The following is a 26265-nucleotide window of genomic DNA, read 5'->3' as shown; positions in this document are numbered from 1 at the left end:
GCTACTGGCACACACTTCTCATGAACGGAAATACGCCGTACGCAGGGCTACCGGGCGAGACTGGCGCTGGGCAACGTGCAGCGGCGGACGTTCCTGACCTCTCGAGTGCGCAGAAGCGACTGCTCCACCGCGACGTCTCGCGGATCGCCGCCCGTACCCGCGAGTTCCTCCCGAACGAATACGTCGTCGACGCCGACGTCTCGAGCGGCATGACCGGCCCGGAGGTCACCGTCGCCGTCCGACCGCCCGTCGGCCACGCGGTCAGTGCCGGCTTCACGCCGGACCTCGAGGAGGCGGCGGCCGCCGAGGAGGTCATCACCGCCGACGAACGCGACGAGGTCGCTCGCGGGCTGGCCGCGAGTGCGGCCCTGCAGGTGAAACAGGCGATCAGCAACAACGTGCGGCCGACCGGAAAGTAGCCGAGTACCGCTCTCGGGCTCCTGTATTCGATCGTCTCGCCCCGACCGCTGGGATCGATACAGCTCCGTTTTAACGAGCCGACGATGCCCGTCCCGGAGTGGCGACGTCGGGGCGGAAGACGGTATCGTCAGTACAGTAGCTGCTCGAGCTGGTGTCGCCGCCGCTCGAGGTCGATCGCCGGCTCGACCGACGGATCGTCACCGAGCCGATCGAGTACCAAGAGCGGATCGCGGAGCGGTTCGTCGCGAGCGACGAACACAGCCCGATCGCGAGCGCGAGCGGGATCGCACGCTCGGGATTAGTGGGGAAGGCGTCGCCGACTCGGGAAAAGTCCGGGTCGTGATCCGCCGCCACCCCCTCGTCCGAAATCGTCTCGAGAGTCAGACAGTGCGAGCAGACGGAATAGACCGCGGCTTCCGATGGTGTGTATTCGCGATACTCGTCGGGGACGGAAAACTGAATCACGGGCGAACCGCACTGTGAACAGGCCATCGGGATCGAATCCGCGAGTCACCGTCCGATCGATTGACGAAGCGAGACAGCAGCTCCTCCTTATTGGGTGCTCGTCGGGGATTGCGCGGCGGTGTCCGGCTGAATCTCCTCGAGTTCCTCCTCCTTCGCTTCCGCTTCTTCGGCCTCGGCTTCCGCTTCGGCCTCTCGCTCTGCCTTCTCTTCGGCCTCCTTCTTCTCCTTGATCTTCTTCAGGCGGAACGTCTCCTCGCGTTCCTGCTCCTCGAGTTTCTGCTCGATGTACTCCTGATTGTCGTACAGTTCCGGCAGGAGCTTGAACTCGAGGGCGTTGACGCGTCGCTTGGTCGTCTCGATCTCCCGGAGCATCTTCTTCATCGCCGTTTCGACCTCGGCGGCGAGGATGATGCTCTCCAGCAGGTCCTCGTAGGCCTCGGCGGCTTCGTCGATGCGGGCGGAGGTGCCCATGATCCCGTAGCCGCGCTGATCGAGGCTCTTGGAGACCCGCGAGGACTCGATCTGGGGCACGACGACGCCCATGATGTTCTTGGACTCGGTGGTGATCTCGGGGTGTTCCTGCAGCGCCGCTGCGGCACCGCGAACCGCGACGTCGCCCTCCATCGCGCGGGCCATGTTGATCTTCTTCTGGGCGTCCTCGTAGTCCTGTGCGAGGTCGCCGCGGACGTCCTGGGCCTTGTCCAGGATGTCCATGAATTCCATGATCAGCCCGTCGCGTTTCTTCTCGAGCGTACCGTGCCCCCGCTCGGAGAGCTCGATGCGATCCTCGATCGCCATCAAGTTCTTGCGCGTGGGCTTGACGTCGTTGGCCATCTTGTGGGGGGCTAGCGCCCCCAGTCGGATAACTGTTTACAGTTTCTCCGCACCGCCGGGCCCGTTCCGAGGCGAATTGCCGCCTTCGGTCGAGGCGTCCCCCCTAGCCGAGGAACAGATCGATCATGTCGCCCGACGACTGGCCCTTGTAGAGCTCCGAGTAGCCGCAGTTCGTACAGCTGACGACGTGGAACCGGCGGTTCTGGATATCGAACATCTTCGAGAGCCCGCCCCCGGTCGTCGAAATCTCGTCGATCTCCGTCTCCGTGTGGTCGCACTTCGGACAGCCGCGATCGTCGCCTTTCATATTCCGGTGTTTCTGTTAGGAGACAAAAACTTTTGTGTCCTGCGACTCGAGTGATCGACGAGTCATGGCAGTCGCCGTTCTCGTCGTCGTACTGATCTCGCTCGGGATTCCGCTGGTCCTCTGGCTGGCGATCAGCCAGGAAACGTCCAACCCGACCGTGGTCGATCGCGCGGAGGCGGAACGAATCGCGAAAGAGCGCGGCGGCCGCGAAACGTCGCGCTCACCGACTGACGCTGACTGGACCCCCACCGGTGACGACCGCGCGGCGGACGGCCATCGCGATCACCGCGCGGAAACGGATTCGGAGGAGGGCGACTGGCCGACGAACTTCGATCGGGACGAGCGAGACGACGGGTGGGGAAATCGACGCACCTGACCCTCGAGCGGACTGGTGCCCGCTAATTCAGCCCTCCCCGACCATTCGATCCTCCTCGCCCCACTCCTCCTGGCGGAGCTCGTACTTCTGGACCTTCCCCGTCGCCGTCGTCGGCAGCTCCTCGACGAACTCGACCCGGTGGACGGTCTTGTACCCCGCGAGGTTCTCGCGGGTGAAGGCCTCGAGGTCGCCCTCCGTCACGCCGGGGTCCTCGGGGTCGCCGCTCGCAGGGACGACGAAGGCCTTCGGCGTCTCGCCCCACTCGTCGCTGGGCGACGGGATCACCGCCGCGTCGGAGACGTCGGGGTGGTCGAAGAGGGTGTCCTCGAGTTCGATGCTCGAGATGTTCTCGCCCCCGGAGATGATGATGTCCTTCTTCCGGTCCTGAATCGCGATCATCCCGTTCTCGTCGACGGTCGCCAGGTCGCCGGTGTGGTAGTAGCCCGCGACGCGGTCGTTGAAGGCCTCCTCGGTCGCCTCCGGTTTCCCCCAGTACTTCTCCATGATCTGGTTGCCCCGGACGACGACCTCTCCCAGCGTCTCGTCGTCCCGGGGAACGTCCTCGCCGTCCTCGTCGACGACGCGGATTTCGGTCCCGAGGTAGGCCAGCCCCTGGCGCTTCTTGATCCGGAACCGGTCGTCGCTGCCGTCCTCGAAGTGCCGGCGCGCGTCGGAGGTCGTGATCAGCGGCCCCGTCTCGGTCGCGCCGTAGACGTGTTTCAGGTACCAGCCGAACTGGTCCTCGACGGTTCGGATGGTGGCCTCAGGCGGCGCGCTGCCGGCGGTCGCGAGGCGGATGTCCGCGTCGCCGGTCGTCTCCGGCTCGTTTTCTTCGTAGTACTCGGTGAGCATGTTCAACACCGTCGGCGCGCCGCACATGTACGAGACGTCCTCCGAGCGCACGGTCTCGAAGATGTCCGCGGCGTCGACCCCGCGCGTACAGACGTGTGTCGCCCCGATTCCCGTCACCGCGAAGATGTGACCCCAGCCGTTCGCGTGGAACATCGGCAGCGTCCACAGGTAGACGTCGTCGTCGGTGATCTCCTGATGCCCGACGAGCAGGTACGCGTGGATCGTCTCGCAGCGGTGGGTTCGACAGACCCCCTTCGGATCGCCCGTCGTCCCCGAGGTGTAGTTGATCGTGATGATCTCGTCCTCGCTCATCTCGGGGCGGTCGTAGTCGGTGCCCGTCTCTTCGAGGACGCCGTCAAAATCCTCCCAGTCGCCCTCCACTGCGTCCGCGTCGTTCGTCACGAACGTCTCCGTCGGCACCTCGTCGCGGATTTCCTCGATCCTGTCGGCGAAGTCGTAGTCGGCGTAGATCGCGTCGACGCCCGCGTCCGACAGGATGTACTCGAAATCGTCGGGCGTGAGCCGGTAGTTCAGCGGCGTGTGGACCGCACCCAGCTGCATGATTCCGTAGGCCGCCTCGAGGTGATAGTGCGTGTTCGGATCGAGAACCGCCACGCGATCGCCCTTTTCGATCCCGCGTTCCTGCAGCGCCGCGGAGAACCGGTCGGCTCGCTCGCCGAGTTCGTCGTACGTGAATCGTTCCCCCGTCGTGGCCACGACCGCCTCGTCGTCGCCGTAGTGCGTTCGCGCCCGGTCGAGGAACTCCGGGACGAGCAGTGGTTTGTGCATACGTACCACGGTTCATCGGCGATCCATACGGTAGTTTCGATTGGTCGCACTCGCTGACAGTTCTCGGCGTGAATTCGGTAGTTGGAGACGGCACGCCGACGCGATACGAGAGACGGGCGCTGGCCGTTACTCCATCGAAGAAAAGCGCGGCGAACGAAACTGACCGGTCGGATCAGTCGTCGGCCGTGACTTCGGCGGCTTCGGACTCGTCCTCGCGGTAGTGCTCGGCGATGAGCTCCTCGTCGACGCGATTGAGCGCTTCTTTCGGCAGGTCCGACAGCAGGTCCCAGCCGATCTCGAGCGTCTCGTCGATCGAGCGGTTGGTGTCGTACCCCTGCTGGACGAACTCCTCCTCGAAGCGGTCGGCGAAGTCGAGGAACTTGTTGTCCCGCTCGGAGAGCGCCTCGCGACCGACGATGTTCACGAGGTCGCGCAGGTCCTCACCCTCCGCGTAGGCGGCGTACATCTGGTCGGAGACGTCGCCGTGGTCTTCGCGGGTCAGACCTTCGCCGATCCCGTCGTCCATCAGCCGGGAGAGGCTGGGGAGGACGTTGACCGGCGGCTCGATCCCCTGACTGTTGAGGTCCCGATCCATCATGATCTGGCCCTCGGTGATGTACCCGGTCAGGTCCGGAATCGGGTGCGTGTCGTCGTCGCCGGGCATCGTCAGGATCGGGATCTGCGTGACCGAGCCCTCCTTGCCCTCGATACGACCGGCACGCTCGTAGAGCTGTGCCAGGTCAGTGTACATGTACCCGGGGTAGCCACGCCGGCCCGGGACCTCCTCGCGTGCGGCACCGATCTCGCGCAGTGCCTCACAATAGTTGGTCATGTCCGTCAGGATGACGAGGACGTGGTAGTCCTTCTCGAAGGCCAGGTACTCGGCCGTGGTGAGCGCGAGTCGCGGCGTGACCTGCCGCTCGACTGCGGGGTCGTCCGCGAGGTTCATGAAGACGACCGAGCGCTCGAGCGCGCCCGTGCGTTCGAAGTCGTCCATGAACTCGTTCGCCTCCTCGGCCGTGATTCCCATCGCGCCGAAGATGACGGCGAACTCCGAGCCGTCGCCTTCCTCGTCTTCCTCCGGCACCGTCGCCTGACGGGCGATCTGGAGCGCGAGTTCGTTGTGGGGGAGCCCCGATCCGGAGAAGATCGGCAGCTTCTGGCCCCGGACCAGCGTGTTCATGCCGTCGATGGCGGAGACGCCGGTCTGGATGAACTCCTCGGGGTACTCCCGCGAGTAGGGGTTGATCGCTTTGCCGACGATATCCTGTCGGTCGTCGGGGACGATCTCCGGACCGCCGTCGATCGGGTTCCCGGAGCCGTCGAGCACCCGCCCGAGCAGATCCTCGGTGACGGGCATCTTCATCGTCTCGCCCAGGAAGCGAACGGAGGCGTTGCGGTCGATCCCGCCCGTGCCCTCGAACACCTGGATCGAGACGATCCCCTCGCTCGATTCCAGCACCTGACCGCGCAGCGTTCGCCCGTCCTCGGTCTCGATCTCGACGATCTCGTCGTACCCGACGGGTTCGTCGACCTCGGCGAACACCAGCGGACCGCTGATTTCCGTGATAGTCTGGTACTCTTTCATTGTTAGTACAGTGCGCGCAGTTGTTCCTTGAGGTCGTTCTCGATCTCGTCGATGAACTCCTCCCACTCCTCGGCCGTGCCCATCCGGTTGAGCTGCGGCGCGGCGTCGACGTCCTGGATCTCCTCGACCGGGACGCCGGCGTCGAGTGCGTCGAAGGCCTCGTCGTTGAACGTCTTGATCGCGCCGAGCATCCGGTAGGTCTTCTCGGGTTCGCAGTAGGTGTCGACGTCGTGGAGCGCGTTCTGCTGGAGCCAGGCCTCACGGATGTAGCGTGCGATCTCCATCGTGAGCTGCTGGTCCTCCGGCAGCGCGTCCTTCCCGACGAGCTGGACGATCTCCTGCAGTTCGTCCTCTTCGTCCAGTATGTCGACCGCCCACTGGCGGGTGTCCGCCCAGTCGCCGGCGACGTTGCTCTCCCACCACGGGTCGAGCTGGTCCTTGTACAGCGAGTAGGACTCGTTCCAGTTGATCGAGGGGAAGTGCCGACGCTCCGCGAGGTCGGCGTCCAGCGCCCAGAACGTCTTGACGATACGCAGCGTGTTCTGGGTGACCGGCTCGGAGAAGTCGCCGCCCGGCGGCGAGACCGCCCCGACGACCGAAATCGATCCTTCGCCGCCGTTCATCAGCTGGAACTTGCCGGCGCGCTCGTAGAACTCCGAGAGCGCGGCCGCCAGGTACGCGGGGTACCCCTCCTCGCCGGGCATCTCCTCGAGTCGGCTCGAGATCTCCCGCATGGCCTCGGCCCACCGCGAGGTGGAGTCGGCCATCAGCGCGACGTCGTAGCCCATGTCGCGGTAGTACTCCGCGATCGTGATTCCCGTGTAGATACAGGATTCGCGGGCCGCGACGGGCATATTCGACGTGTTGGCGATGAGGCAGGTCCGGGCCATCAGCGGGTTCCCGGTCTGCGGGTCCGGCAGTTCCGGGAAGTCCTCGATGACCTCGGTCATCTCGTTGCCGCGCTCGCCACAGCCGATGTAGACGACGATGTCCGCGTCGGACCACTTGGCGAGTTGCTGCTGGGTGACGGTCTTCCCGGAGCCGAACGGACCGGGAATCGCCGCCGTCCCGCCCTTCGCGAGCGGGAAGAGGCCGTCCTGCACGCGCTGGCCCGTCACCAGCGGCTCGGTCGGCGTCTCCTTGTCACCGGCGGGCCGGGCTTCGCGGACCGGCCACTCCTGGTGCATCTGGATCTCTTCGCCGTTGTCGAGTTCGACGACCGTCTCCTCGACGTTGAACTCGCCGTGCTCGATAGCGGTGACGTCGCCGCCCTCGTAGTCCGGCGGTACCATGACCTTGTGGTCGATGGTGACGGTCTCCTCGACGACCCCGACGACGTCGCCGGGCTCGACGGCGTCTCCTTCCTCGACTTCGGGGGTGAACTCCCACTCCTTCTCGAGGTCGATCCCCGGGGCGTCGACCCCGCGGTCGAGAAACGCCGTTCCCATCTTCTCCTCGAGGACGTCGAGCGGCCGCTGGACGCCGTCGTAGATGGAGTCCAGCATGCCGGGTCCGAGGTCGACGCTCAGGGGCTCGCCCGTGTTCTGGACGGGTTCGCCCGGGCCGACGCCGGAGGTTTCCTCGTACACCTGAATGGTGGTCAGGTTCCCTTCGATTTCGATGACCTCGCCCATCAGCCCTTCGTCGCCGACGTAGACGACGTCGTTCATCCGGGCGTCGAGGTCCGTGGCGGTCACGACGGGACCGCTCACGCTTTCGATTACACCGTCTTCGTCGACGGATTCGATGTCTTCTGCCTGGCTCATAGTTTAGCTGTCTTCGTCCTCGTCCATCAGGTCGATCCCGATCGCGCGTTTGATCTGGTCGCGCAGCCCGCCGCCACCGGTTCCGCTGCCGATCGTGACAACGACCGGCTCGACGCTCGTCTCGACTTCCTGACGCACGTTGCGCGACAGGTGCTCGAGATCCTCGTCGTGCATGACGACGATCCCGACGCCCTCGTCCTCGAGGGCTGCGGTTGCAGCGTCGTCCAGCCGGTCGTCTTTCTCGTCGTCCGGCACGTTCTCGAACCGGCGGACGCCGGCGAGGCGAAAGCCGGTGGTAAACTCCGGACTGCCGACGACTGCGATTTCCTGGCTCATAGGATCACCAGCTCCTCTTCGATCTCGTTCTCTGCGAGTCCGACCTCGCGACCGCGCGCGATGGCGCGGATGTTCTCGACCTCGCGCTCTTTTGCGAGGATGTACGAGAGGACGGCCGAGACCGAGGCCGGATAGATGCTCGAGAGCGTGTCGGCGTACTCGAGCAACGCAGCGTCTAGTGCGTGCTCGAACTGGATAAGGCTGTCAGCATCGCGCAGCCGACCGAGCGCACTCGAGAGTCGGTCGCCGTACCGCCTGCTGTCGGCGATGTGATCGACGAGCGCGTCGTAGTCGCCGACGAGCCGGTTGAGATCGGCAGCGTCGAACAGGACGCCGCCGTCGATGTAATAGGTCGCCGGATCGAGGTCGGCGCCGCTGCGTGCGAGCCGCAACGCGTTCCGGGCGTTCCGGAAGTCGATTTCGGCCTCGAGGAACTCGACGTACTTCGCCTCGGGGCCCTCCTGAGGCCGGCCGAGGTCCGCGAGCAGGTTCTCGTAGAACTCCCGGTCGAGCGCGTTCTCGAGGGGAACGAGCGCGCCGGTCTCCTCGAACTCCTCGTAGGCGACCGTCAGCGGCTCGTAGTAGCTCGTGTTGTACAGCATCTCGACGACATCCTCGATCGTGTCGGCCTCGAGCAGCCGGTCGATCGTCCGCTCCTCGAGTTCGCCGGCGCGGATGAGGTCGGTCTGGATGGCCTCGGGGTCGGTGTCGGTGTAGATCCCGCGGATGATCGTCTTCAGGTTCCAGACGTCGAACTTCCGCAGGTAGCGAGCGATCAGGTCGTAGAGTCGCCCCTGCGACCAGTCGAGCAGGTCGTCGAAGTGCTTCGCGAGGTTGCGGTTGAGCGCGTACTCGATGAGGTCGACGCCCGAAAACCGCGTGCCGAGCTCGTTGATCTCGCGTTCGTACTCCGTCTCCTCCATGAACCGCGCGATCTCGCTCGGCCCCATCCGGATCAGCTTGCGGTAGTCTTCGTCCGAGAACAGCGAGGCTCGGCGCGACCGCACGCGAGCGTTGACGTATTCCGGATTCGAGGCGCCTGCACTCATTGCTCGAAGAGTCGGTTGCTGATCGCCTGAAGGTTGTCCTCCCATACGTCCTCGAGCACCGAGTCGAACGTGTTGTTGACTCGGACGCGGGACTGGTCGCTCTCGACGACGACGCCGCCGAGACAGTCGACCTCGCCCGCGTACTCGTAGCCGTCATAGTCCTCGAGGATCGACTCGAGCAGCTCCTGATCGTCGCTTCGACCGTAGACGGAGACGTCGTCGCCCTCGTCGAACTCGCCGCTCGCGGCCTCGAGCAGGTCTCGAGTGAGTTCCTCGCGGGTGTCGCCTTCGAGGTCAGCGAGTTCGTCCTCGACGGCCTCGCGGACGTCCCCGAGCACGTCGCGGCGGGCCTCCAGGCGCTGTTGTTTCGCCTCCAGCTTCGCACTGGAGAGGCGCTGTTCGCGGAGCTGGTCGATTTCGCGCTCGACCTCGGCCTCCGCGTCGGCGAGGATCTCTTCGGCGTCGGCCTCGGCTGCCGATTCGATCTCCTCGGCGCGCGTCTCGCCCTCTGAGCGGATGTCCTCCGCACGCGCGTGGGCTTCTTCTCGAATGTCTTCTACGACTGTGTCCAAACTCATTGGTGAGAGAAAGGGGGTGTGGTTATCCGACGATGAAGACGACGACCAGAGCGAGGATCACGAGCGTCTCCGGAAGGACGGTCATGATCAGGCCCGGGACGAACATGTCGTCGTCCTCGGCGATCGCGCCGACGGCGGCTGCGCCGATACCACGTTCGGCGTATCCCGCTGCGAGCGCGGCGAGACCGACTGCGATTGCCGCGGCACCGGCGTCGTTGAGTGTAGGCGCTGCTTCGACTGTTCCGCCGTTCTGAAGTACGAGGTCTGCGAATTCAATCATTGTATTTGGTTAGTCCTCAGTGTGGTTTCGATCGGTTCCGAACGGTTCGTAGTTCTCCCCACCGCCTTCATAAAACTTGTTAAAGAATTCGACGTACTCGAGGCGCACAGCCTGTAAGCCGGCGCTTGTCACGCCAAGCACTAACACGACGATGTGCCCGACGACGAGAATAACAAGTCCTCCGAGCAGGGCCGCGGTACCGGAGTGCATGAGTCCGCCGAAGATGACTTCGGCTTCCCCACCGTACTCCGTGGCGACCCAGCTCGAATCGTGACTCCGAAGGAAGTGGAACGCGCCGTCTGGATCCTGGTACGCCCCGAAGAACAGCAGGTTGACGACGAAGGCCATCCCGGCCTTCGCGAGTAACACTGCGCCCATCCGGGTGTACGAGAAGACGTTGACGACGACGTCGAGCGATTCGACGAGTTCGACGGGATCGCTAATGCCGAGCATGACGAACCCGATCAGGAAGACGAGCAGTGGGGCCGTCAGCAGGAAGTCGATTCCCGGAATCGTGACGAGTCCCCACTCCGGGAACCCGGTGAAGCCGATCGGGAACGGCCCGTCGCTGGCGAACGTGGTGAACAGGAAGTCCGGCTTCGAGCCCTCCGCCTGGGCCGAGAAGATCCAGACCCAGATCCCGTTGATCATCAGGATCCACGACCCGCTGTGGAAGAGGGCGTCCTTGACACCGTGGCTGAGATTCTCGTAGAAGTCCAGGATGTATCCGATGTTGAGGTGGAATATCCCGGCCAGCACGCTGATCACCATCCAGCCCAGCGCGAACGCTTTAGCTCCGGGTTCGAGCCCCTTGTTGAGCGGGAGCAGGCTGGAGTCGAACACGCCGTGCCAGAGGAACTCTCCGAGCACGTGGAGTCCGAATATCTCGCCGTAGATGATCCCGAAGAGGATCGTGAACAGGCCCGCCCAGATCGCGACGCCGCCGAGACTGGTGACGCCCTCGCTGTCGAACTGCGTGGCCATGTACGCACCGATGGCCACGTATATGAGCCCGTATCCGGCGTCGCCGATCATGAACCCGAAGAACAGCGGGAACGTCAGGAACAGGAAGATCGTCGGATCCAGCTCGCTGTACTTCGGTCGGTTGACCGCCTGCACCAGCAACTCGAAGGGCTTGGTGATCGACGGATTGTCCTGAATCACCGGCGGCTCGTCGTCCATCGTCACCGTCGAGCCGCCGTCCGTGACGGCCTTCTGTTTCTGTTCGTCCGCATCCGCGGCCGCTTCGTCGTCCTCGTCGGCCGCCGCGGGCGCACCTTCCTGTACGTCTTCCGTGTGGGAGTGTGCCCCGTGGCGGTCGTAGTCCGCCCGCTCGAGCTCTTCGACCTCGACGCTGTCGCCGACGGCGTCGCGCAGCGTGGCGACGAGCCGGTCGTACTCGGCGGTCGGGATCCAGCCCTCCGCGACGAACGCGTGTTCGGTCGTCGCGAACTGCAGCGGCGCTTCCGCCTGCTGGACGTCGATCGTCAGCTCCTCTTCGACGCGCAGGAGGAAGCTCGCTTCCGCTCGCTTGATCTCCGCGAGTTCCGCGTCGATCTCGTCGATCTCGGACTCGAGTTCCTGCTGTCGGCTCTCGAGTTCGTCGACGTACGCCGCCGGGCTCTGTTCGGTGTCGGGCACCTCGTAGCGGGTGAACTCGACGCCGACCAGGGCGTCGTCGATCGGATCCTCGTCGGCGTCCTCGGCGGGCGCGGCCACGACGGCCACGACGTCGCCGCCGGTGAACGTCTCGAAGGCCCGAATATCGTCGGACGCGCCGACGGCCGCCTCGACCTCGTCGAGGGGCCCCTCACCGACGAGCACGTCGACCGTCTCGTACCCCGACAGCAGGTCGAGGTCGATACCGAGCTCCGCGAAGGGAGCCACGCGGTCGATCTTCTCGTTGACTTGCCGCAGTTCGTCGTTGATCTCCCCGCGGCGGTCGTCGAGGTCGTTGACCCGCGTTCGGATCTCCTCGAGCCGGTCTTCCCAGTCGTCCTCGAGCGTCCCCGGCTCGGCCTCGTCGGCCGACAGCTCGAGGGTGCTCTCGAGGGCGCGAACGGTCACCAGCTTCTCGGAGGCGCGATCGGCACCCGCCATCGGGTTGCCGTTGTCGAACCCCTCCCAGGAGCCGTCGTAGTCCGAGAGATGCACCAGACTGAGCTCGTGAACCGTCTCGATGACCGTGGGCATGACGCCCCTGGATCCGGTCACCGAGACCTTGCTCATTCGCTCAGGTCTGAGCATGGACGTCCTCCTGGAACAGTTCGACGACGTGGTCCGTCACGTCGCCGACCCGTTTCCGGGCGCGCTCGGCGAGTTCCTCGCGCTCCTGTTCGCCTGCTTCGAGGACCTGCTCGCATTCCGCGTCGATCTCCTCGCGAGCTTCCTCCAGGCGGCGCTCTTTCAGCTCCTGCGCCTCCTGTTCCGCTTCCGTGCGAATCTCCTCGGCACGTTCCCGGGCCTCGGCTATTCGCTCGTCGCGGTCGTTCTCTGCCAATGCGACGATCTCGTCGGCCTCGTCCTCCGCCGACTTAATTCGTTCGAGAACCTCTGGCCTCGGCATACTCTAAGCAATCGAACGTTTGCCAGAGCGCGTATATGGTAGTTGCGAAAGTGGCTCAGCGCGATTCGGTCCCGTGGGGCCGATAATAATCGATTACTCTCCGGTTTCTTCCGTCGGGAACAGCAGACATATGCCGATCGGACCGAAACTCCTCACTAATGGGACTTCTCGAGAACAAGGCCCGTGCCCGACTGTTCTACAAGTACCTCTCACGGGTCTACGATCAGGTGAATCCCTTCATCTGGACCGAGGACATGCGAACCGAGGCGCTCTCCCTGCTCGATATCGAGGACGACATGACGGTTCTCGACGTCGGCTGTGGCACCGGCTTCGCCACGGAGGGGCTCCTGGAGCACGTCGACGAAGTCTACGCCCTCGACCAGAGCGAACACCAGCTCGAACAGGCCTACGAGAAGTTCGGTAAACGCGCGCCGCCGGTCAATTTCCATCGCGGCGACGCCGAACGACTCCCGTTCGCGACGGACACGTTCGACGTCGTCTGGTCGTCGGGATCGATCGAATACTGGCCGAATCCGATCCTCGCGCTCCGCGAATTTCGCCGCGTTCTCAAACCCGGCGGGCAAGTACTCGTCGTCGGACCGAACTATCCCGACAACGTCGTCAGCCAGTTGGTAGCCGACTCGATCATGCTCTTCTACGATGAGTACGAGGCCGATCGGATGTTCAAAACCGCCGGCTTCGAGGATGTGAAACACGCGTTCATGGGCCCGTCGTACGACCCCGACGTCGCGATCACGACGATCGGGCGCGCACCGGAATAGGGTTGTTACGTCGCCGTCGTCTCGAGTTCGGCGATCCGTCGGCCGTCGACGACGAGCGTCACGGTAACCGAATCGCCAGCCTCGAGCGTCGGCGTATTCGTCTCGGCGACCGAAACGCCGGCTTCCTCTCCGGGAGTCCATTCCGACTCGGTTCTCGCGTTGAACGGCCCGTCCGGTGTGCCACGAAACCCGCTCGCACCCACGAACGGAACCGGGGGTTGAGCCGATAGCTCCGTCCCGTTTATCGCGATCGTCACGGACAGCGCCTCGACGTCGATCGGATCGCCCGCGACGTGCTCGAGCGCGATCGACGACCCGTCGGCGTCGGCCGACAGCTCGAAGGTCGCGTTCGGACCGGCGGACTCTGGCGACCACCCGCCGAGCCCGACGGCGACGACGGTCGCGAGACAGACGGTGAGCGCCAGCAGCAAGAGGACGCCGAGTATCGGACTGACGCCGCGTCGATCGCTCACCGCCGATATCCGCTGGTACCGGGAGGTTCGCTTTCCGTGCACGCTACACGGTGGCCTCGGCTTCCGGTATAAATCACGGCTCGGGGGCCCGCGGAACTCGCCGTTCGAATCGAACTGCTACCTGCGACGGACTGGTCCGGATCCGACGGTCACTGGTCGCCCGTTATCGTCGCGTTCACGCTCCCCGCTTCGGTCGACACTGTCAGGTCGTACGTTCCGACCGGTTGTGCGATCCACATGGTGCCGTCTTCGCCGGTCTCACCGAGTTCGACGCCGTCGACCGTAACGGTCGATCGGACGGGATCTCCGGTCTCCGGATCAGTGACTGTGATTTTGGCCGGCCCGTTCGCCGGCGTCTCGGTGACCGTCAGGTTGAGTTCGTCGCGGGGCCACGAGGTGGCGTCCATCGCGGGAAGGGACGACGCGGACAGCTGCTGCATTTCGCGGTAGACGTCTCCCGTTCCGCTGTCGAAGTAGAACTCGAGGCGACCGTGATCGTGTCCCATCTCCGCCCAGTAGTAGTCGGGGCTGTTGTCCTGGAAGTGGGGGCCGTATTCGCTCGCCCACGGGTAGAGCTCGGCCGTATGATCGTACGCTTCGCCGTTTTCGAAGCGGTCAGGTGCGGTCTCGTCGCGGTTATCGAACCGACTCGTTTCGACGACGTACTGACTCCCGTCCATGACCGCGACGCTGTATCCGGTCTCGGAGGTCGAGACGACGATATCGCGGTGGGTACTCGTCGGTCGTTCGGACAGTCGCTCGAGGGTCGTCCGAAGGGAGGTCTGGTGGTAGTCCAGGGCCTTGTGATCGGCACGCACCTCGCTCGCCGACAGCGAGTATCCCGGGACGCTGGCCGCCCGATCCTCCAGCGTCTCGAGGTCGCGGGACAGCATCGCCGCCTCGTTGTGATTTCGCACCAGCGTCTGGAGGAGCTCGGTCGACGAGCGGTCGCCGGCCGCGTGTGCGCTGACGGCCTCGCGCTCGCGTCGCTCGAGTTCGTCCGCTCGCTCCGCGAGGCGCTCGTAGGCCGTCTGGATCATCGCCGCTCGTTCCTCGGCGGTTGCACCGTCGAACTCGCTGTCGACGATGGTGTACTGATCGTGGTCGGCTCGAAGGTGATCGTCGGCGCTCGCGAGCGCCGTTCCGAGATTCGGTCCGTACTCGGTGTACTCGCTTCTGACGTCTCCGGTAAGCTGGAGCCTGTTGGTCGTATTGTCGACCGCCGTCGGCTCCGTTCCCGAGGCGGTGTCCTGGAGGAGGGCCGCCTCGGAGCCGTCGATACTCCCGTCGTCGGGACCTGCCCCGACGAGCGGTATCGCGGGCAGGGACAGGACGAGAAGTACCGCGAGGAGAGCGGGGGTCGCGTTAGTCATCGGGGTTCCGTACGGGCTCTTGATACAAAAACCGGTCGTCTGTCGACGGTGACCGGAGACCGATCGTAGCGACTCCCTTACGGCGAATGAGGGCTTTCAACGCCCCCAGTAACGTTTTATTTTCCGATGGAAAGTGTTTTTTCCCCCGGGAAACCACCCGTTGATACGCATGCGGATGTCCACTGCCGCCACACTCGCCCTCGCAGCCCTCCTCGCGACAACCACGATGGGGGCAGTGGCCGCTACGCCGTCGGCATCGGCCCCGGCGACTATCGAGCGGCCAGCCCCAGGACCCTCATCGCTCTCCACAGCCCCCGCGCAGTCTCAGTCCGTTTCGGCCTCGTCGACCGCACCACCGCCGCTCGACCGTCCCGACACCTGGCAGGTGATCAGGATTCGGATCACCGATACCGGGAACGCGGAATGGACGGTCGAGAGTCGGTTCCGCGTGACGGACGACGACGATGCCGAAACGTTCGACGAGTACGCCGATTCGGTCGTCTCGGGGCAACGAGACGCCGGGTACGATCCCCAGCTGTTCGAACGGTACGCGGCTCTCGCGTCCGAGTCGACCGGCCGCAATATGTCGATCGAGAACGCAGCGTGGGACGACCCCCGGATCGAGACCGTCGAGACCGACGCGGACCGATCAGTCGATGAAGAGCCGTATCGAGTCGGGATCATCTCCTACTCGTTTACGTGGACGAACTTCGCCACCGTCGACGGCGAGCGAATTCACGTCGGCGACGCCCTCCAAACGTCCGACGGGACGTTGTTCCGGACGTTGAGTAGCGGGCAGCGCCTGGTTATCGAACCCCCGTCGAACTACGGGTTCGTCGATGCGCCGACGAGCACGGAGAACGGCGCACTCGTCTGGGACGGTCCCCACGAATTCGGCGAGAACGGACTCCAGATCTCGATTCTCGAGGGTGCTGGCGGCCCCTTCTTCCTTCCCGGAGCCGGGTGGCTGATCGCGTCAGTTCTCGCCCTCGTGATCCTCCTCGGTGGGATCGCGTACCTGCTCACGCGTCGTGATATAGACGTCGGCGTTCCGATTCCGTCCGATCGGTTGTCGGTCCTCGAGAACGCGACGTTGCCCGGCCGTTCGAACAGTCCCGGAGACGGGCACGGGACCGCAACGGCCGACGGAAACGGCGGCTCCGACGCAGTCTCGACGGCCGAGTCGCCAGCGTCCGATGATCTCGGGCCGGGGACGAGCCTCGAGTTCGAGGAGTCCGTCGACGACGAGATCGACCCGGAGCTGTTGAGCGACGAGGAGCGCGTCCACCGCCTGCTCAAGCGAAACGGCGGGCGGATGAAACAGGCCTCGATCGTCTCGGAGACCGGCTGGTCGAACGCCAAGGTCTCACAGCTCCTCTCGAAGATGGACGACGACGACGAGATCGAGAAGCTCCGGATCGGCCGCGAGAACCTCATCACGCTGCCGGGCGTCGATCCGACCGAAGTGGAGTGACCGACGGCCGGTGTTCTCCTGCCCCTCTCAGTTCCTGCGGCGTCGGCGTCGGTTCAGAGGATCGTTGCGATCGCAAAACCGCCGCCGACGAGCGCCACGTATAGCTCGAGGACCGTCCGCGAGGAGGGGTAGACTTCGAACCGGCTCTCGAGTCGCCGGCGAACGACCGGAGTCGCCAGGACGCCCGCGAAGAGAAGAGTGAACCCGACGATCCAGCCCCCGACAGACAGGTTCCCGTTGACTATCCCGGACAGTACCAGGTAGCGACGCACCCGCGAGCAGCGTCACCGAACCGACGAGGGTGGCGAACACTCACAGTCCGGTGATCTCTCGATTGCCGTCCCGGACGATCTGCCAGGACCCTCGCTCGTCGATTTCCGCGGGATCGCTGGCCGCTTCGGTCGCTGACGGGTTCATCGAGCCACAGTCGTTACACGGCGGGTTCACTGCGTTCACCCTCCTCGAAAAATCTCGACGAAAAAACCCGCTCACTCACTGACTCGCGGCCGCGGGCCGCTCGTCTTCCCGCGACGCGTAGCGCCGCGCTTCCGTTCGCTCACGGGTCACTTCGTTCCCCGTCTGCTCGCGGGCCGACGGCCCGCTCGCATGGTCCGAGGGACGCTCTGCGTCCCTCGCTATTCGCATTCGCGGTTCTCACTCGCTTCGCTCGTTCCGAACCGCGCAGCGCTCGCGGTCCTTACGCTAGCGGCGTCCGCTCGACGACCTGCCACGTGGACCTTTTTCTCGTCGGGTTCGCGCTACTCACCCTCCTCGAAAAATCTCCACCAAAAAGCCGCTCACTCACTTCGTTCGCTCGCGGTCCTTACGCTAACGGCGTTCGCTCGACGACTTGGCCGTCGTACGTCGGGTACTGCTCGACGATTTCGCCGTCCTCGAGGTCGCCGTCCTCGATCATCTCCTCGAGGAGCCACCAGGCGACCTCGACGTGGTCGGTCTTGACGGTGTAGAACTCCTCGGGGACGCCGAGGGCGTCGAACTCCGCGGGATCGGCGTGGGTCTTGCCGTAGACGAGGGTTCCGTCGTCGGTGACGTCGTCGAACTCGCGGCGGATGTTCCGGGCCATCCGCTTCAGGCGGCGGCGGTGCTGGGCCGCGTCCTTGAACACGGAGGTACAGAAGTAGACCTTCTCGTGGTCGCCCATGACGTCGAGGATCTCCTCGCGGGAGCCGTCGACGGCGCTCATGTGGTCTTCCTTGAGTTCGTACCCCTGTTCCTGCATCCGGCGGTAGTTCCCGTCGCTCATCTCGAACTCGTTGACGTTGCAGAACTCCGCCGCGCCCTCGTCGAGGAACTCGAGGAACTCCTCCTCGGCGCGGATGCCGGGGATTTCGAAGGCGGGAGTTAGTCCTTCCTCGCGGGCGATGTGGAGGATCTCCTCCCACTCGGTGCCGTGGAGGTCGCCCCACTGTTCGTACGGCGGGTGGAAGCGAATCTCGTCGAGACCGGCCTCGGAGAGGCGGCGCATGTTCTCGCGGCCGCCGGTGATGCCGGTGTAGAGGTGCGTGTGGTGGTCCTCGCCGAACTCGTCTTTCAGGAGCTCGAGGTAGTGACAGGTCCGACCCAGCGCTTCCTGGGGCTCGCCGCCGGTGATGGACGTGCCGAGCGCCTCCATCCGGTGGGCCTCGGTGAGGACGTCCTCGTCGCTCTCGACGAGCCGTTCGTTGGCGTAGACGTCGGTGACGTTCTTGCGGTTCTCGCCGAGCGGGCAGTAAAAGCAGTCGCGCTGGTCGCAGTATCCGTAGACGAACAGCACCATCTTGCCACCTTTCGCGCACTGCTCACAGCCCTTCGAGATCATTCGAGGGAACGTACCCACCGGAGCCTCAAAAGCAGTCCGAAACTGACGCGGTCCATGTGTGGCGATCGCTGCCAACCGACTCGTAGCCACATATTATTATACTGTGGAGTTAGAACGTAGCGTATCCGATGGGATCGGGGATTCACGTCCTGTGCGTCGACGACGACCCGAGCGTCTGCGAACTGGAAGCGACAGTTCTCGAGCGAACGGACGAGGGCCTCGACGTGACGACCGCCGGCAGCGGTCGCGAGGGGCTGGCGGTTCTGGACGGCAGCGATATCGACTGCATCGTTAGCGACTACGACATGCCCGAGATGGACGGACTCGAGTTCCTCGATGTCGTTCGAGACCGCGATCCGGCGATCCCGTTTCTCCTGGTCACCGGCACGGACCCCTCGGAGATCGCACGGGAAGCCATCGAGGCCGGCGTCACGGACTACCTACAGAAGCGACGCGGGACGGTTCAGTACGAAATACTGGCACACCGGATCAGACAGGCCGTCGAGAAACGTCGCGCGGAACGCGCTCGAGCGGCGGCCGACCGTCGCCTCGAACGGTACCGGAAACTGGTCGAGAACGTCGCCGATCCGATGTATCTGCTCGACGAGACCGGCTCGATCGCGCTGGTCAACGACGCGCTGGTCGACCGTCTGGGCCGCGATCGCGACCGGCTGGTCGGATCGAACATCGAACGGTTCGTTACCGACGAGACGTTCGAGCGTGCGACCGCTGCGCTCAGGGAGTCGCTCGAGTCGGACCCGACCACCGCATCGAGCTTCGAGTCCGCGTTCGAGGTCGAGGACGGTGGCCGGAAGATCTGCGAGACGAGCGTCACGCCGCTGCTCACCGACGACGGCGAGCTCGACGGTTCGGTCGGCGTCGTTCGGGAGATTACCCGGCGCAAGGAGCGCGAACGCGAGCTCTCACAGTACGAAACGATCCTCGAGACGGCTCCTTTCGGCCTGTTCGTGCTCGACGCTGACGCCACTATCGTCTGGATGAACGAGGAGTACGCGTCCGAGTTCGAGGAAGAGAGAGACGACCTGCTCGGGCTCGAATTTCCGACACTCGTCGAGCGCGGGTACTATCAGGAGGCGGCGATCGACCGGTACATCGACGACGTCCGGGCGCTCCTCTCCTCGAACAACGACCGCGAGCTGGCGACGTACAACATTCAGTTTCGGTCCGCCGAGGGAGACGAGCGGATCTACGACGTTCACACCAAACTCCTTCCGCTCGAGGACGGCGAGTTCGCCGGGACGGTCCACGCGCTTCGCGACATTACGCAGCAACAGCACTACCGAGACGAACTCGAGCGGCAGAACGAGCGCTTGGAGGAGTTCGCCAGCCTCGTCAGTCACGACCTCCGGAACCCGCTGAACGTCGCACAGGGGCACCTCGACATGCTCGACGAGCAGGTCGACAGCCAACACGTCGACGAACTGCGGTGGTCGCTCTCGCGGATGGAGGAACTGGTCGACGGACTCCTCCGGCTGGCTCGTCAGGGGAAGACGATCGGCGATCGGGAGTGGGTCTCGCTCGCCTCGGTGGCCCGGGAAGCGTGGTCGACCGTCGACACCGGCGATGCCCGGCTCGAGGTCGATACCGACGTCAGAATCTACGCCGACGAGGCCCGAATCCGGGAACTGCTCGAGAACCTGTGCCGCAATGCCGTCGAACACGGTTCGACGGGTCCCGAGTCACGGACCGATTCGGACCCGGCCGGGCGAGACCCCGTCGACGCCGAAGGCGGCGAAACCGGTGCGTTGACCGTCACGATCGGCGCGGTCGACCGGGAGCAGGGATCGACCGGCGACCCGACACGCTCGAGGGGGTTTTACGTCGCTGATTCGGGCCTGGGACTGCCCGACGACCGGGAGTCGCTGTTCGAGTTCGGCTACACGACGTCGCCGGAGGGGACCGGCTTCGGGCTGGCGATCGTCGAACAGATCGCCGAGGCCCACGGCTGGGAGGTCAGTGCAGGCGAGAGCCGAGACGGCGGCGCGCGCTTCGAAATCCGCGGCGTGTCCGTCGACGCGGACGAGACTGACCTCGAGTAACCCTGCAATCCTCGGTTTCCGCGGCGATTCCGTCGCGTCGCCGGCCGACTCGATATCCCATCTCGGACTCGGGGCTTCGCCCGCATTCTTTCGACCCCAGAAGATGGAAATACCCCGCGCTCGAACGTCCGATCGATGCTGCTGGTCCTCTGTGTCGACCTCGACGACGATCTCGGTCGGAAGACCGGCTTTTCGACGCCGGTCATCGGTCGCGATCCCGTCGAGGAGGCGGCCGTCGCGCTCGCGACCGCGGACCCGGAGGACTCCGACGTCAACGTCATTTTTCAGGGGTTAAACATCTACGACGATCTCGACGAACGAGACGAAAGCGTCGAGGTCGCCGTCGTGACCGGCAACGACGAGGGCGACGTCAGCGCCAACCGGGAAGTCGGCGACGAGGTCGACACCGTCCTCGCGAGCCTCTCGACGGCGGAGGACGTCACGACGCTCGTCGTCACCGACGGCGCACAGGACGAGTCCGTCATTCCGATCATCCGCTCGCGCGTTCCCATCGACGGCGTCCGGCGGGTCGTCGTCCGACAGGCCCAGAACCTCGAGTCGATGTACTACACCATCAAGCAGGTGCTGGACGACCCCGAGACCCGAGGGACGGTCCTCATTCCGCTCGGCATCCTCCTGTTGATCTATCCGCTCGCGCTGATCGGGTCGGTGCTCAACATGCCCGGATTCGTCCTGGGGACGACGTCGGCGCTGCTCGGCTTCTATCTCATCTCGCGCGGGCTGGGGCTCGGCGATCGACTGGACGAGGCCGTCGAACGGGCCCGCCGGTCGCTGTACGCCGGTCGAACGACGCTACTCGCGTACGTCGTCGCCGCAGCCCTGTTCGTGCTCGGCGGCGTCAGCGGCGTCGAGACGCTCGAGACGGTCCAGCGAACGACCGCCGTCGAACTCGACGTGCCCGTGATGCTCGCTGCGCTCGTCTACGGTTCGATCCACTGGTTCGCCGCCGCGGGCCTCACCACCAGCCTCGGGCAGATCACCGACGAGTACATCGCCGGCTCGCTCGAGTGGCGGTACCTCAACGCGCCGTTCTACGTGCTGTCGATCGCCATCGTCCTCCACGCGGTGAGCGCGTTCTTCCTCGATTACGTCGAGATCGCCTATCTCGCTGCGGCGCTGACGGCGGGGACGCTGCTCGGGATCGTGAGTACGCTCACCTTCGCCGTCGCCGAGTCGCGCTTTTCGGATACGGACCGGGACGATGGATCGCGACAGGCCGGACGGGTCTGACCCGCCGCCTATCGCTCGCGCTCGACGACGAACTCCGCCAGCTCGAGCAGGTAGTCTCTCGCCTCCGGGTCCGCGACGTCGACCCGGTCTAAGGCGTCGATCGCGCGGTCGGCTTCCTGCCGGGCGGAGGCGTTGGCCTCCTCCGGCGTGAGATCGGTCACCTGCACGACCGACGGCCGCTCGAGGGCGGCATCGTTGCCGGTGGGTTTACCGAGCTCCTCGGGGTCGGCGACGGCGTCTAACACGTCGTCCCTGATCTGGAAGGCCACGCCGACCCGTTCGGCGTACTCGCCCAGCGCCTCGACGGTGACGGGGTCCGACTCGGCCGCGATCGCCCCGAGCTCGGCCGCGGCACGGAACAGCGCCCCGGTCTTGCGGCGTGCCAGCGTCATGTACTCCTCCTCGTTCGTGGGCTCGGCCGACAGCTCGGTCGCTTCGCCGATGCCGAGTTCGACCATCGCCTCGGCGACGACGCGGGTCGCGTTCGGATCGGCCGAAAAGAGGGCGAATGCCTCGCCGAGCAATCCGTCGCTGGTGATGATCGCCGGGCCGTGACCGAACTCGGCCCAGGCGCTGGTCGTCCCGCGTCGCAGCTCCGAGCGATCGATGATGTCGTCGACGACCAGCGACGCTGCGTGAACGAGCTCGATACCGACCCCGAACTCGACCGCGTCCTCGGCCCGGCCGCCGACCGTCTCGCAGGCCAACAGCGTTACCATCGGTCGGACGCGCTTCCCGCCCGAGAGCGCGACGTGGCGAACCTCCTCGCTGAGCGTCTCGGGTTCGACCCCATCGACGACCTCGACGAGACGCTCCTCGATCAGCGCCCGCCGGCGCTCCAGCAGTTCCATTGCAGGGGTTTAGGAGAGGGGCGAAAAGTACGTAACGGATCGACCGTCCTCGCACTCGAGTCAGTCACGATCGCTGGGAGAGAACGCGGGCGCCCAGAACGGTCACGATCGGGATGGCAGCGAAGACGGCGGCGAAGGCGAGCTGCCCGTCGAAGAACGCCATCGACGCGCCGATCGCACTGATGGCCACGAACGCGACCGTCACCAGCCCGAAGACGTCGTCTTTCACCATTCGCTTGAGGAGGCTCTCCTCGTCCGTCCGAACCTGCTCCCGGAGGTCGTCGATCTCCAGGTGGAGGGTCTTGAGGTCCGACTCGAGCTTCCCGTTGATTCCGTCGACCCGCGCCTCGATCTCGTCGACGGTCGATTCGACGTCCTCGACGGTCGCCTCGAGCTCGGTGTCCGACTCGACCGTCTCGACGGTCGTCGTGAGCCGTTCCAGCTGTTCTCGATTGGCGTCGACGTCCGTCCGGAGTTTCGCGACGGCGGGTTCCAGCGTCTCGACCGTCTCCTCGACGTCCGCGACCGTCTCTTCGCCGGTGGCTTCGACGTCCTCGACCGTCCCTTCCATAGCCTCGAGCCGCCGGCGAGTCCGAGCCAGCTCCGCCTGCAGCGTCGTCACCGACTCCGCGGTGGCGGCGTCTTCCTCGAGCGTCTCGAGGCTCTGACGGAGGTCGGCGATCATCTCCGCGAGACCCTCGACGCGGTCCGCATCCGCGGCGTCGTCGGGGACTTCGGTGACCCGAGTTTCGACCGCATCGATCCGCTCCCGTACTCCCTCGAACTCCTCGCGGATCGATCCGACCTCTTCCCGAAGCTCCCCTCTGACGGCACGGACGGTCTCGTCCGTCGACTCGACCGACCGTTCCAGTTCGGGGACCGTCTCGCGAACCTCCGCGAGCTCCGCGTCGAGGGTCGACAGCTCGCCGTCGATCTCCTCGAAGCGCGTCCGGACGCGATTCTCGAGGGCGTCGACGGCCTCGTCCGACGCCCCGCCGCCGTATTCGTCGAGCCGTTCGAGGCGGGCCGTAACCGCCGTTTCGAGGTTGTCGACCGTCTGGGTGATCATCGGAACGGCCTCCTCGAGCTCCCGGAGGCGGTCCGCGTCGGCCAGCCCCTCCGTCGCCGCTTGCAGATCCGACTCGTCGACTGCAGTCTCGGCGACCGCCTCGAGTTCCGCCGACAGCGATTCGACATCGCTCGCCAGCGACTCGAGATCGCGCTCGAGGTCGGCGGCCGTCGACGACTCCGACGCCTCGATCGACTCGACGGTCTCGGAGAGCGATCGGAGTTCGGTCTCGAGCTCCTGCACGGAGTCGTCGACCGTGTCGACCACGGCCGTGAGCGCGTTCAGCTGGGTGTCGACCGCCTCCCGTTTCGGCCGTTCGGAGACCTGCTCCTCGAGCCAGTCGAACTCCTCCGACAGCGCCTCGACGTCGGCCTCGAGGGCGTCGACGGCCGCCGCGTCGACGTCGGCCGCGTCGTCGCCCGTCTCCTCGAGCGCCGTTTCGAGGTCCTCGACCGAGCTATCGACGTCCTCGATGACGGCGGTGAGCGCGTCCAGCTGGGCGTCGACGTACTCCCGACTGGCTCGGTCGGCGAGTCGGTCCTCGAGCGATTCGAGCGTCTCCTCGGCGCTGGCGATTTCGGCCTCGAGATCGTCGACCCGGTCTCCGACTCGGTGATCCGCTTTGGCGTCCGAAACGGTTCCGCCGTCGGTCATCACCCGTCGTGAACCGGGTTCGCCTGCCGGGGAGCTATCGTCCGGCCGCGACCGGTCGCGTTCCACGATCCGGTCCGGCGAGACCCCAGCATCGACCGTCGTCGCGCGTGAGGATCGGACGACGACTCGCCGACTGCCGCGCTCCCCCCCGAATCCGATACGCATCGTCAGTTTCACATCGGTTCCAGTTCGCATTCTTCGCATAATTAATTCGAAGCTATTTGGATTTTACTGATCGTTTGTCAAGATATTAGAATGACGGCAGCGATCCGATCGTGTCCAAGCGGCATTCGCGATCCCGGTAGGGACGGCGATTTCTCACGCTGGCGCAAAAATATAGACACAACACGAGCGCCACAGGCGCTCGCGGTACCGCTACTTAGCCTTCGAACTCTTCGATCAGTTCCGGCACGACATCGAAGAGGTCGTCGACGATCGCGTAGTCCGCGATGTCCATGATCGGCGCGTTGGGGTCCGTGTTGATCGCGACGATCGTATCGGAGCCCTTCATGCCGGCGACGTGCTGGACTGCGCCGGAGATACCGATCGCGATGTAGACGTCCGGCGTCACGACCTTCCCGGACTGGCCGACCTGCCGGTTCTTCGGCAGCCAGCCGTTGTCGACGATCGGTCGCGAGGACGACAGCGTCGCGCCCAGCGCGTCCGCCAGATCGCGGATCAGGTCGAGGTTCTCTTCTTCTTCGATCCCGCGGCCGATCGAGACGAGGAGCTCGGCCTCGCTGATGTCGACGTCGCCGCCGCCGACTTCCTCGAAGCCGTTGACCGTCGAGCCGATCGCGTCCTCGTCGATCTCCGCGTCGAAGGCCTCGATCGCGGCGTCGCCGGTCCCTTCGGCAGCCGGCCACTCGGCACCGCGGATCGTAACGACCGCGTCGCCCTCGAGCTGGTTGGTCGTCTCGACCTTGCCGCCGTACATCTCGCGGGTCGCGACGAGCGTCTCGCCGTCGTTGTCGAGATCGATCGTGTCGGTGACGACGGGCAGGTCGAGCTGGTTGGCGATCGCGGGCGCGTAGTCGAGCCCGTTGACGCTGTTGGGCGTCAGCACGTACTGCGGGGCGAGTTCGTCGTAGAGCTGCGTGATCGCCTGCGTGTAGACGTCGTGGTTGAACTCCTCGCCGTGGGAGACGGTGTGGATCGCGTCGACGCCGTCGCGGTTGAGCTTCTCTGCGAAGTCGTCGACGGTGCCGCTGATAACCGCGAGGTGGAGGTCGCCGCCGGTCTCGTCGGCGAGCCGGCGACCGGCGGTGATGATCTCGTAGCTGACGTCGCGGAGTTCGCCGCGTCGGTGGTCCGCGACCGCGAGGACGTCCGTCATTGTGCCACCCCCTTGTCGCGGAGCAGTTCACCCAGCTCGGAGGCCGTCTCCTCGGCGCTGCCCTCCCAGAACGTCGCGTCGGTCTCGCTTTCGGGCTCGTACATGTCCGTCAGCTCGAGTTCGGTCTCGATCGTGCTCTCGTCGACGCCGATGTCGGCGAGCGCTTTGACGTCGAGCTCTTTCCGCTGGGCCTGCCGAATACCGCGCAGGCTGGCGTATCGGGGCTCGTTGATACCCGTCTGGATCGTCAGGACGGCCGGCAGCTCGATGTCCGTCAGCTCCTCGACGCCCCCCTCGAGCTCGCGTCGCACGGACGCGATCCCGTCGTCGAGATCGTGCTCGAGGTGATTGACGACGGCACCCCACTGGAAGCCGAGGTTCTCGGCCACGGAGACGCCGGTCGCGGCGAAGCTGTCGTCGCCGGCCTGGACGCCCGAGAGGACGAGATCTGGGTCCTCTTCCTCGACGACTGCGCTCAGGATCTCCGTCTTGGCGTTGACGTCGAGGAGGTCGACGTCCTCGAGCGCGTCGTCCCAGACGCGGACGGCGCGGTCGGCACCCTTCGCGAGCGCCTGCCGGATGGTCTGTTCGCACTCTTCCGGTCCAATGGTAACCGTCACGACCTCGTCGGCGATGCCGTCCTCTTGGAGCTGGACAGCCTCTTCGATCGCGTAGTCGTCCCACTCGTTGAGATCGGCCCCGAGGTACTGATCGGCTATGTCCGTTCCCTCGATTTCGAACTCGTCTTCGACGGTCGCCACCTCTTTGACCGTAACGAGAATTTTCATCATCTTACACTGCTACGTCCATACCGTAAACCTTTTCGAAACCGCCGGTCCCGCAGGAAGGGTTCAGTTACCACGATTTATAGATTCGCTCAGTCGTCTTATGTTCGGTGTCCCTGACATCGGTGTTTG

27 protein-coding genes and 1 pseudogene are annotated in these 26265 nt (G+C 65.1%); 6 read left to right on the top strand and 22 right to left on the bottom strand.

Annotated elements, in window-relative coordinates; all coding sequences use genetic code 11:
* Window positions 1-20 precede the first annotated feature (20 nt).
* Window positions 21-419: a DUF5811 family protein gene (locus NDI89_RS04770; RefSeq protein ID WP_138243671.1), complete on the top strand. Its 399-nt coding sequence runs from the start codon at window positions 21-23 to the stop codon at window positions 417-419.
* Window positions 420-547: 128 nt separating this feature from the next.
* On the opposite strand, the pseudogene NDI89_RS04765 reads toward NDI89_RS04770, so the two are convergent.
* The 3 genes and pseudogenes from NDI89_RS04765 to NDI89_RS04755 all read right to left on the bottom strand — a co-directional run bounded on the left by NDI89_RS04765 (window position 548) and on the right by NDI89_RS04755 (window position 2026).
* Window positions 548-912, bottom strand: a pseudogene (locus NDI89_RS04765) (DUF6276 family protein).
* A gap of 60 nt (window positions 913-972) precedes the next feature.
* Window positions 973-1719: a V-type ATP synthase subunit D gene (locus tag NDI89_RS04760; protein ID WP_277520359.1), complete on the bottom strand. Its 747-nt coding sequence runs from the start codon at window positions 1717-1719 to the stop codon at window positions 973-975.
* 103 nt (window positions 1720-1822) lie between these two features.
* A complete protein-coding gene (locus tag NDI89_RS04755) occupies window positions 1823-2026 on the bottom strand; it encodes a zinc ribbon domain-containing protein (RefSeq protein ID WP_277520358.1) in 204 nt (67 codons plus the stop codon).
* A 64-nt stretch (window positions 2027-2090) separates the two neighbouring features.
* On the opposite strand from NDI89_RS04755, the gene NDI89_RS04750 reads away from it, so the two are divergent.
* Entirely contained in the window at window positions 2091-2402 is a 312-nt protein-coding gene (locus NDI89_RS04750; RefSeq protein ID WP_277520357.1) for a DUF8143 family protein, read from the top strand.
* A 27-nt stretch (window positions 2403-2429) separates the two neighbouring features.
* Here NDI89_RS04750 and NDI89_RS04745 read toward each other — a convergent pair whose 3' ends face one another.
* From NDI89_RS04745 to ahaH, 9 genes are all read right to left on the bottom strand, one after another.
* The gene (locus tag NDI89_RS04745) at window positions 2430-4043 is read right to left on the bottom strand and encodes a long-chain-fatty-acid--CoA ligase (protein WP_277520356.1); all 1614 of its coding nucleotides are present in this window, start codon (window positions 4041-4043) and stop codon (window positions 2430-2432) included.
* A gap of 172 nt (window positions 4044-4215) precedes the next feature.
* Window positions 4216-5631 carry an ATP synthase subunit B gene (locus tag NDI89_RS04740; RefSeq protein WP_277520355.1) on the bottom strand — a complete coding sequence of 472 codons (1416 nt, stop codon included), beginning with the start codon at window positions 5629-5631 and terminating at the stop codon, window positions 4216-4218.
* Window positions 5632-5633: 2 nt separating this feature from the next.
* Window positions 5634-7397: an ATP synthase subunit A gene (locus NDI89_RS04735; RefSeq protein ID WP_277520354.1), complete on the bottom strand. Its 1764-nt coding sequence runs from the start codon at window positions 7395-7397 to the stop codon at window positions 5634-5636.
* A gap of 3 nt (window positions 7398-7400) precedes the next feature.
* A complete protein-coding gene (locus NDI89_RS04730) occupies window positions 7401-7733 on the bottom strand; it encodes a V-type ATP synthase subunit F (RefSeq protein ID WP_226004457.1) in 333 nt (110 codons plus the stop codon).
* Window positions 7730-8782 carry a V-type ATP synthase subunit C gene (locus NDI89_RS04725; protein WP_277520353.1) on the bottom strand — a complete coding sequence of 351 codons (1053 nt, stop codon included), beginning with the start codon at window positions 8780-8782 and terminating at the stop codon, window positions 7730-7732. Before NDI89_RS04725 ends, NDI89_RS04730 begins: the two co-directional genes overlap by 4 nt.
* Window positions 8779-9360, bottom strand: coding sequence for a V-type ATP synthase subunit E (locus tag NDI89_RS04720; RefSeq protein ID WP_277520352.1), 582 nt, complete (start codon window positions 9358-9360; stop codon window positions 8779-8781). The genes NDI89_RS04725 and NDI89_RS04720 overlap by 4 nt, the downstream gene beginning before the upstream one ends.
* Before the next feature lie 22 nt (window positions 9361-9382).
* A complete protein-coding gene (locus NDI89_RS04715; protein ID WP_277520351.1) occupies window positions 9383-9640 on the bottom strand; it encodes a hypothetical protein in 258 nt (85 codons plus the stop codon).
* A gap of 9 nt (window positions 9641-9649) precedes the next feature.
* Window positions 9650-11887: a V-type ATP synthase subunit I gene (locus NDI89_RS04710; protein WP_277520350.1), complete on the bottom strand. Its 2238-nt coding sequence runs from the start codon at window positions 11885-11887 to the stop codon at window positions 9650-9652.
* Window positions 11874-12206 (bottom strand): ATP synthase archaeal subunit H, encoded by a 333-nt coding sequence (gene ahaH / locus NDI89_RS04705; RefSeq protein WP_226004452.1) that lies wholly within the window; start codon window positions 12204-12206, stop codon window positions 11874-11876. The genes NDI89_RS04710 and ahaH overlap by 14 nt, the downstream gene beginning before the upstream one ends.
* Window positions 12207-12364: 158 nt before the next feature.
* Here ahaH and NDI89_RS04700 point away from each other — a divergent pair, with 158 nt between their 5' ends.
* A complete protein-coding gene (locus tag NDI89_RS04700) occupies window positions 12365-12988 on the top strand; it encodes a methyltransferase domain-containing protein (protein WP_277520349.1) in 624 nt (207 codons plus the stop codon).
* A 5-nt stretch (window positions 12989-12993) separates the two neighbouring features.
* On the opposite strand, the gene NDI89_RS04695 is transcribed toward NDI89_RS04700, so the two are convergent.
* The gene (locus NDI89_RS04695) at window positions 12994-13461 is read right to left on the bottom strand and encodes a type IV pilin domain-containing protein (RefSeq protein ID WP_277520348.1); all 468 of its coding nucleotides are present in this window, start codon (window positions 13459-13461) and stop codon (window positions 12994-12996) included.
* A 149-nt stretch (window positions 13462-13610) separates the two neighbouring features.
* Entirely contained in the window at window positions 13611-14834 is a 1224-nt protein-coding gene (locus NDI89_RS04690; protein WP_277520347.1) for a DUF7096 domain-containing protein, read from the bottom strand.
* A gap of 169 nt (window positions 14835-15003) precedes the next feature.
* Between NDI89_RS04690 and NDI89_RS04685 the strand changes: the two genes are divergently transcribed.
* Window positions 15004-16308 (top strand): helix-turn-helix transcriptional regulator, encoded by a 1305-nt coding sequence (locus tag NDI89_RS04685; RefSeq protein WP_277520346.1) that lies wholly within the window; start codon window positions 15004-15006, stop codon window positions 16306-16308.
* A gap of 53 nt (window positions 16309-16361) precedes the next feature.
* On the opposite strand, the gene NDI89_RS04680 is transcribed toward NDI89_RS04685, so the two are convergent.
* From NDI89_RS04680 to NDI89_RS04665, 4 genes are all read right to left on the bottom strand, one after another.
* A complete protein-coding gene (locus tag NDI89_RS04680; RefSeq protein ID WP_277520345.1) occupies window positions 16362-16580 on the bottom strand; it encodes a hypothetical protein in 219 nt (72 codons plus the stop codon).
* A gap of 40 nt (window positions 16581-16620) precedes the next feature.
* Window positions 16621-16764, bottom strand: coding sequence for a hypothetical protein (locus tag NDI89_RS04675; RefSeq protein ID WP_277520344.1), 144 nt, complete (start codon window positions 16762-16764; stop codon window positions 16621-16623).
* Between the two features lie 36 nt (window positions 16765-16800).
* Window positions 16801-16953 (bottom strand): hypothetical protein, encoded by a 153-nt coding sequence (locus tag NDI89_RS04670; RefSeq protein ID WP_277520343.1) that lies wholly within the window; start codon window positions 16951-16953, stop codon window positions 16801-16803.
* A gap of 178 nt (window positions 16954-17131) precedes the next feature.
* Entirely contained in the window at window positions 17132-18127 is a 996-nt protein-coding gene (locus NDI89_RS04665; protein ID WP_277520342.1) for a radical SAM protein, read from the bottom strand.
* Between the two features lie 128 nt (window positions 18128-18255).
* Between NDI89_RS04665 and NDI89_RS04660 the strand changes: the two genes are divergently transcribed.
* Both NDI89_RS04660 and NDI89_RS04655 read left to right on the top strand, forming a co-directional pair.
* A complete protein-coding gene (locus NDI89_RS04660; protein ID WP_277520341.1) occupies window positions 18256-20187 on the top strand; it encodes a PAS domain S-box protein in 1932 nt (643 codons plus the stop codon).
* A 135-nt stretch (window positions 20188-20322) separates the two neighbouring features.
* A complete protein-coding gene (locus NDI89_RS04655; RefSeq protein ID WP_277520340.1) occupies window positions 20323-21438 on the top strand; it encodes a DUF373 family protein in 1116 nt (371 codons plus the stop codon).
* Between the two features lie 8 nt (window positions 21439-21446).
* Here NDI89_RS04655 and NDI89_RS04650 read toward each other — a convergent pair whose 3' ends face one another.
* The 4 genes from NDI89_RS04650 to NDI89_RS04635 form a co-directional block, all read right to left on the bottom strand.
* Window positions 21447-22289, bottom strand: coding sequence for a polyprenyl synthetase family protein (locus NDI89_RS04650; RefSeq protein WP_277520339.1), 843 nt, complete (start codon window positions 22287-22289; stop codon window positions 21447-21449).
* Between the two features lie 64 nt (window positions 22290-22353).
* The gene (locus NDI89_RS04645; protein WP_277520338.1) at window positions 22354-24207 is read right to left on the bottom strand and encodes a hypothetical protein; all 1854 of its coding nucleotides are present in this window, start codon (window positions 24205-24207) and stop codon (window positions 22354-22356) included.
* A 184-nt stretch (window positions 24208-24391) separates the two neighbouring features.
* Window positions 24392-25348, bottom strand: a complete 957-nt coding sequence (locus tag NDI89_RS04640; protein ID WP_277520337.1) for an electron transfer flavoprotein subunit alpha/FixB family protein — start codon at window positions 25346-25348, stop codon at window positions 24392-24394.
* Complete coding sequence (locus NDI89_RS04635) at window positions 25345-26136, bottom strand: electron transfer flavoprotein subunit beta/FixA family protein (protein ID WP_277520336.1); 792 nt, start codon at window positions 26134-26136, stop codon at window positions 25345-25347. Before NDI89_RS04635 ends, NDI89_RS04640 begins: the two co-directional genes overlap by 4 nt.
* Between the last annotated feature and the right edge of the window lie 129 nt (window positions 26137-26265).

This window comes from Natrinema salsiterrestre (assembly GCF_029502005.1).
GTDB lineage: Archaea > Halobacteriota > Halobacteria > Halobacteriales > Natrialbaceae > Natrinema > Natrinema salsiterrestre.
Note: the sequence above shows the minus strand (reverse complement) of the source record. Positions and strands in the feature narration are given on the sequence as shown.